The sequence below is a fragment of the Brevundimonas sp. genome (assembly GCF_018608325.1).
Lineage (GTDB): Bacteria > Pseudomonadota > Alphaproteobacteria > Caulobacterales > Caulobacteraceae > Brevundimonas.
The window spans coordinates 8,443-13,620 of record NZ_JABAZW010000085.1 but is presented as its reverse complement, the minus strand read 5'-3'; the positions used below and the strand labels follow the sequence as shown (position 1 = coordinate 13,620).

General features: G+C 61.2%; 8 protein-coding genes. 2 read left to right on the top strand and 6 right to left on the bottom strand.

Going from position 1 to position 5,178, the window contains the following annotated elements:
* On the top strand, positions 1–344 hold a 344-nt coding region (locus tag QZ281_RS08645), incomplete at its 5' end, for a class I SAM-dependent methyltransferase (RefSeq protein ID WP_292227214.1).
* On the opposite strand, the gene QZ281_RS08640 is transcribed toward QZ281_RS08645, so the two are convergent.
* Genes QZ281_RS08640 through purC form a run of 3 tightly spaced genes read right to left on the bottom strand, consistent with a single transcriptional unit; the run spans position 295 to position 1,787 of the window.
* Positions 295–789, bottom strand: coding sequence for a hypothetical protein (locus QZ281_RS08640; protein ID WP_292227211.1), 495 nt, complete (start codon positions 787–789; stop codon positions 295–297). The two genes, QZ281_RS08645 and QZ281_RS08640, sit on opposite strands and share 50 nt — an antisense overlap.
* A gap of 3 nt (positions 790–792) precedes the next feature.
* On the bottom strand, positions 793–1,029 hold the full coding sequence (gene purS, locus QZ281_RS08635; RefSeq protein ID WP_292227209.1) for a phosphoribosylformylglycinamidine synthase subunit PurS: 237 nt from the start codon (positions 1,027–1,029) through the stop codon (positions 793–795).
* Positions 1,029–1,787 (bottom strand): phosphoribosylaminoimidazolesuccinocarboxamide synthase, encoded by a 759-nt coding sequence (purC, locus tag QZ281_RS08630; protein ID WP_201096684.1) that lies wholly within the window; start codon positions 1,785–1,787, stop codon positions 1,029–1,031. The genes purS and purC overlap by 1 nt, the downstream gene beginning before the upstream one ends.
* 293 nt (positions 1,788–2,080) lie before the next feature.
* Here purC and QZ281_RS08625 point away from each other — a divergent pair, with 293 nt between their 5' ends.
* Positions 2,081–2,404 carry a DUF1476 domain-containing protein gene (locus tag QZ281_RS08625; RefSeq protein ID WP_201096686.1) on the top strand — a complete coding sequence of 108 codons (324 nt, stop codon included), beginning with the start codon at positions 2,081–2,083 and terminating at the stop codon, positions 2,402–2,404.
* A gap of 187 nt (positions 2,405–2,591) precedes the next feature.
* Here QZ281_RS08625 and QZ281_RS08620 read toward each other — a convergent pair whose 3' ends face one another.
* The 3 genes from QZ281_RS08620 to QZ281_RS08610 form a co-directional block, all read right to left on the bottom strand.
* Positions 2,592–3,218: a fasciclin domain-containing protein gene (locus QZ281_RS08620; RefSeq protein WP_292227205.1), complete on the bottom strand. Its 627-nt coding sequence runs from the start codon at positions 3,216–3,218 to the stop codon at positions 2,592–2,594.
* Positions 3,219–3,325: 107 nt separating this feature from the next.
* Positions 3,326–4,177 (bottom strand): formyltetrahydrofolate deformylase, encoded by an 852-nt coding sequence (gene purU, locus QZ281_RS08615; RefSeq protein WP_292227202.1) that lies wholly within the window; start codon positions 4,175–4,177, stop codon positions 3,326–3,328.
* Complete coding sequence (locus QZ281_RS08610; protein ID WP_292227200.1) at positions 4,177–4,701, bottom strand: DNA-deoxyinosine glycosylase; 525 nt, start codon at positions 4,699–4,701, stop codon at positions 4,177–4,179. Before QZ281_RS08610 ends, purU begins: the two co-directional genes overlap by 1 nt.
* Between the last annotated feature and the right edge of the window lie 477 nt (positions 4,702–5,178).

Genomic DNA, 5,178 nt, shown 5'->3' with positions numbered 1-5,178 from the left:
GGAAATACATCTTCCCCGGCGGCTATATCCCGGCCCTGTCAGAGGTGCTGCCCGCCATCGAGCGCGCGGGCCTGTGGGTGACCGACATGGAGGTGCTGCGTCTGCATTACGCCGAGACGCTGAAGGCGTGGCGTGAACGGTTCCTGGCCCGCCGTGACGAGGCTTTGGCCATGTACGACGAACGCTTCTGCCGGATGTGGGAGTTCTATCTCGCCGTCAGCGAGGTCGCCTTCCGCGAACTGGGGCAGATGGTGTTCCAGCTGCAACTGACGAAGAAGCCGGACGCCGTGCCGCTCACGCGGGATTATCTGTGTCGTCGGGTGGAGGCGGCGGGGGCGGCGTAATGTGTCTCCAGACCGAAGGCGATACTGGCTTGGAGGCGTCACACCAGTAGCATGGGTGTTCTTCGGTCAGCATGCGGTCGAACAGTTGATAGGCCGTCTTTTCCTGTTCGAAGGCTTCTTTGTCGCCAAAACCGCATCCGCCTGAATCAATGTTGAAAGAATCTGTCGCGACATTGACCCTGCGCAGGAAGATCGCGGGGTGGGCTGGATGATCGGGAAGCGTGACAAGATACAGGCTTAGATCGCGATCATCCCTGTATTCGGTCAGGCCTCTTTCATGCCGCCAGACGATGAAATTCTTCGCCGCGTCCAGTTCGGCGACAAGAGCCCTGAAGCCCTTTTTGCAGTCAAGCGAGGCCAGGCCGTATGAGGCGTATTCAGGCTCCGCTGTTCGCTTGCAGCCAAGCAGCAAAAGAGCCGCCCCGATGATCAGGGCGGCTCTCATGTCTTATGCGACCTCGATGCGGTAGCCTTCGATGACCGTGTTGGCCAGAAGCTGTTCGCACATCTTCTTGGCCTCGCCTTGCGGGTCTTCCGCCCCGTCCAGATCGAACTCGATCAGCTTGCCGACGCGGGCGTTGGCGACGCCGGGCCAGCCCAGACCCTGCAGGGCGCCTTCAACGGCCTTGCCCTGAACGTCCAGAACGCCGGGTTTGAGGAAGACGTGAACCTTGACCTTAGCCACTAGTGCAGCCCTCCTTGAATCACAGTCGGCATGCCCTTCATGATGCCCAGGCGGCGCGCGACTTCGGTATAGCTTTCAATGACATCGCCCAGATCGCGACGGAAGCGGTCCTTGTCCAGCTTCTCGCCCGAGGCGGTGTCCCACAGGCGGCAGCTGTCGGGGCTGATTTCATCAGCCAGGATCACGCGGCTGAAGTCGTTTTCCCAGACGCGGCCGAATTCGATCTTGAAGTCGACCAGGGTGATGCCGACGGCGCTGAACAGGCCGGACAGATAGTCGTTCACGCGGACGGTCATCGCCAGGATGTCGTCCAGTTCCTGGGTCGAGGCCCAGTTGAAGGCCGTGATGTGCTCTTCGGTGACCATCGGGTCGTTGAGCTCATCCTTCTTGTAGTAGAATTCGATGATCGAGCGGGGCAGAGGCGTGCCTTCCTCGATGCCCAGGCGCTGGCTCATCGAACCGGCGACGATGTTGCGGCACACGACTTCCAGCGGAATGATCTCGACTTCGCGGATCAACTGTTCGCGCAGGTTCAGGCGCTTGATGAAGTGGTTGGTCACGCCGATGCCGTTCAGGCGCGACATGATGAATTCACTGATCTGGTTGTTGATCACGCCCTTGCCTTCAAGCACGGCCTTCTTCTGCGCGTTGAACGCAGTGGCGTCGTCCTTGAAATACTGGATCAGGGTGCCCGGCTCCGGTCCTTCGTAAAGGATCTTGGCCTTGCCCTCGTAGAGCTTCTTGCGCTTGCTGTTCATCTTCCGGTCCCGCTTACGGGCGCCCTCAGAAACAAAAATCGCGCGGCCATGATGCAGGGCAAGTCCCGATCCTGGCGGCGCGTTTCGGAATCGTTCAGGCAGTCAATCTCGTTCGGCGTCTCCTTAGCCGAACGCGGCCCTCTATACAAATGAGGATGGACCGCAACGGTGCATGGAAAACCATGGGGACATCGCCACCCTGCGATGCAAGTCTGGTTGCGTTCGGGCGCGGGGGGGCTATAGACGGCTCATGCCCCGAGGTTATCGGGGTTCACGGAGCTATGCTGAGCGAGATGACGACCTTCGACGATCGGGAAAAGGCCTTCGAGGCCAAGTTCGCACTCGATCAGGAGCAGGAATTCAAGGCCATCGCCCGGCGCAACAAGATGCTGGGACTGTGGGCGGCCGAGAAGATGGGCCTGTCGTCCGAGAGCGCGGATCAATACGCGCAGGCCGTCGTGCGCGCTGACTTCGAACAGCCGGGCGACGAAGACGTCTTCCGCAAGGTTGCGGGCGACCTCAAGGGCTCGGGCCTGACCGTTCCGGACAGCGAAATCTATTCCAAGATGGATGAACTGGCTTCCATCGCGCGTGAGCAAATCCGCGCCGGCGAATAAGCCGTCAGGTCTTAGGGCCAATCAGAAAATCGAAAGGGCCGCATCCGGGGGAAAATGCGGCCCTTTCTTTTTTGCCGGGGACGTTGGGGGAAGTCTTGCCCGGCGTAGTGTGCGTCTCTCGCGCCCCTGAAGAACACGGCGCGCGCCATTTGGTTTCAGCCCAATCGACGCGGGCTGAAAATTATTTTTACGGCATCAGCACCGTGTCGACGACGTGAACGATCCCGTTGGATTGGCCGACGTCAGCCTGGGTGATTGTGGACTTGCCGCCCTTGGCGTCGGTGATGACCCAGGTGTTGTTCGGACCCGCCGAAACCTTGAGTTCCTCGCCCTGAACCGTCTTCAGCTTGGCTGTGCCGCCATCGGCCTGGGCCTGGGCGGCGATGTCGGCTGCGGTCAGGCGGCCAGCGACGACGTGATAGGTCAGGATCTTGGTCAGGTCGGCCTTCTTGGCCGGTTGCATCAGGGCGGTGCGCGTCGCTTCGGGAATTTTGTCAAAGGCGGCGTTGTCAGGCGCGAAGACCGTGAAGGGGCCGGCGCCGTTCAGGGTGTCCACCAGGCCCGCAGCCTGGACCGCAGCGACCAGGGTCGACAGATTCGAGGCCTTGGACGCATTGGCGACGATCGTCTGGCCCGGATCCATCGCCGCGCCGCCGACCATGGGCATCGGAGTTTCAGGCGTCATCGCGGTGGTTTCCACCGGCGCCGGAGCAGCGGTGTCCGCCGGGGTGCTGTTCTGATTGCCGCAAGCCGCCACCGCCAGAAGAGCGGCGCCGGATACGGCCACGAGCATTGTATTGCGAATGTTGGTCATAACGTTTCCATCCTTTATTTTCCGCTCTGAAGGCGGTCACGGAAACGTTACGCGCGGTGAGGCATAAAGGATGCACTGCGGACCATAAGAATTCGCAGCTTGAGCATTCAGTCTTCGAAAACCACCGTCTTTTTTCCATGCAGCAAAACACGGTCTTCCAGGTGGCGGCGGACGGCACGCGCTAGAACACGACGCTCGATATCTCGACCTTTACGGATAAGATCTTCGGGCGTGTCACGGTGACTGATGCGTTCAACGTCCTGTTCGATGATCGGGCCTTCGTCCAGATCTGCGGTGACATAGTGGGCGGTGGCGCCGATCACCTTCACGCCGCGCGCGTGGGCCTGATGATAGGGTTTTGCGCCCTTGAACCCCGGCAGGAAGGAGTGGTGGATGTTGATGCAACGGCCCTCCAGCGCACGGCTCAGGTCGTCGGACAGAATCTGCATGTAGCGCGCCAGCACCACCAGTTCCGTGCCGGTCTCTTCGATCAGGCGCAGCAGGGTCGTTTCCTGTTCGGCCTTGGCGGCGGGATCGCCTGCCTTCAGCGGCAGGTGATGGAAGGGCAGGTCACCCAGATCGACATGGCCGATCAGTTCGCGCGGATGGTTCGACACGATGGCTGTCACCTGCATGGGCAGTTCGTCGATGCGCCAGCGATAAAGCAGGTCCGCCAGACAGTGATCGAACTTGGACGTCAGGATCATCACCTTGCGCGGTTCGCCGCCGCGCAGGGTCCAGTCCATCTCGAACCGCCCGGCCAGCGGCGCAAAGGCGTCGCGGATCGAGGCCTCGGCGTCACCGTCGGCGGGTTCGAACACCACCCGCATGAAGAAGGTCGCGCTGGAGGCGTCACCGAACTGCTGGGCGTCCGAGATGTTGGCGTCGCGCGCCAGCAGAAATGAGGAAACCGCCGCGACAATGCCGTGGCGGTCAGGGCAGGAAAGGGTCAGGATCATCAGTCGGCAGGCTTATCTGGGAGAAACTTCCCCAGTATGGCCCAGGTTTGCGCTTTTGCCGACAAAGATATTGCATGAGCGGGGCTGGATGACGGCAGGTCGACCAGTTCGACCGCGTCCATGCCGCCCAGAATCCGCCGTCCCAGCTTGGCCGCCAGCCCGCCGTTGAAGGCGACGGCACGCAAATCCGGCAGGCTTTCGACCAGTCCGCGCAGATCGGCGGCCTCGGGTGAGCGGATGGCCGCGTCCAGACTGCCGGACCGTTCCGCCGAAGCGATAACGTCCCACAGACCGACCCCTCGCGCCTTCAACCGCACCAAACGCTGCTCATACGGCAGGGCGGGCAGATCTTCGCCCAGCACGCCGCCGATCAAGGCCCAGAAGCCGTTGCGCGGATGGGCGTAATACTGCGCCGCCTTCAACGAGGCGTCCCCGGGCAGGCTGCCCAGGATCAGCAGCCGCGTGCCCGCATCGACAATGGGGTCAAAGCCGATGCGGCGAGAAGCGTCAGGGCGCTCGATCAAGGGCGTGACTGTTTGCGTTCGGCCTGTCTCAACGCCTCTTCACCCAGAACTGTTTGTCCACCCAGTCGGAAGTGAACCTCCTGACCCGCAGTTGATGATCGGTCAGAGAAGGAAAACCGCATTCGCGAGGCCATGCACTGGAAAACACGCTCGTTACGCATGACTGCGGGAGAGGGATTGGCGATTTCGCAACCTTGCGCACGCCCCTCGCCATCTAGTGTGCAACGCATGATGACGCCGCGAATGCCGACTATGCCATTTAGGCACTGGCCCATTGCGTACCTGTCAGAAGTGGACTGCAGAGTGCGTCCAGATGGGAGTTCTTCGTCCTGAGAGGAGGTCGAGAACAGCAGCGCAAAGGCGACGAGAATGGAGGTGAGCAAGGCTTTCCCTGTGAACGGTTCGATGAGCGGAATCGTCAGAGTGATACCTTGATTGATCAGTGTTCTCTATAGGGCTCACTTGACCGGCGGGGCG

Excerpts from the sequence above, each read along its gene's own strand:
- QZ281_RS08640 (WP_292227211.1), bottom strand. The coding sequence starts at position 789 with ATGAGAGCCGCCCTGATCATCGGGGCGGCTCTTTTGCTGCTTGGCTGC.
- purC (WP_201096684.1), bottom strand. The coding sequence starts at position 1,787 with ATGAACAGCAAGCGCAAGAAGCTCTACGAGGGCAAGGCCAAGATCCTT.
- QZ281_RS08625 (WP_201096686.1), top strand. The coding sequence starts at position 2,081 with ATGACGACCTTCGACGATCGGGAAAAGGCCTTCGAGGCCAAGTTCGCA.
- QZ281_RS08620 (WP_292227205.1), bottom strand. The coding sequence starts at position 3,218 with ATGACCAACATTCGCAATACAATGCTCGTGGCCGTATCCGGCGCCGCT.
- purU (WP_292227202.1), bottom strand. The coding sequence starts at position 4,177 with ATGATCCTGACCCTTTCCTGCCCTGACCGCCACGGCATTGTCGCGGCG.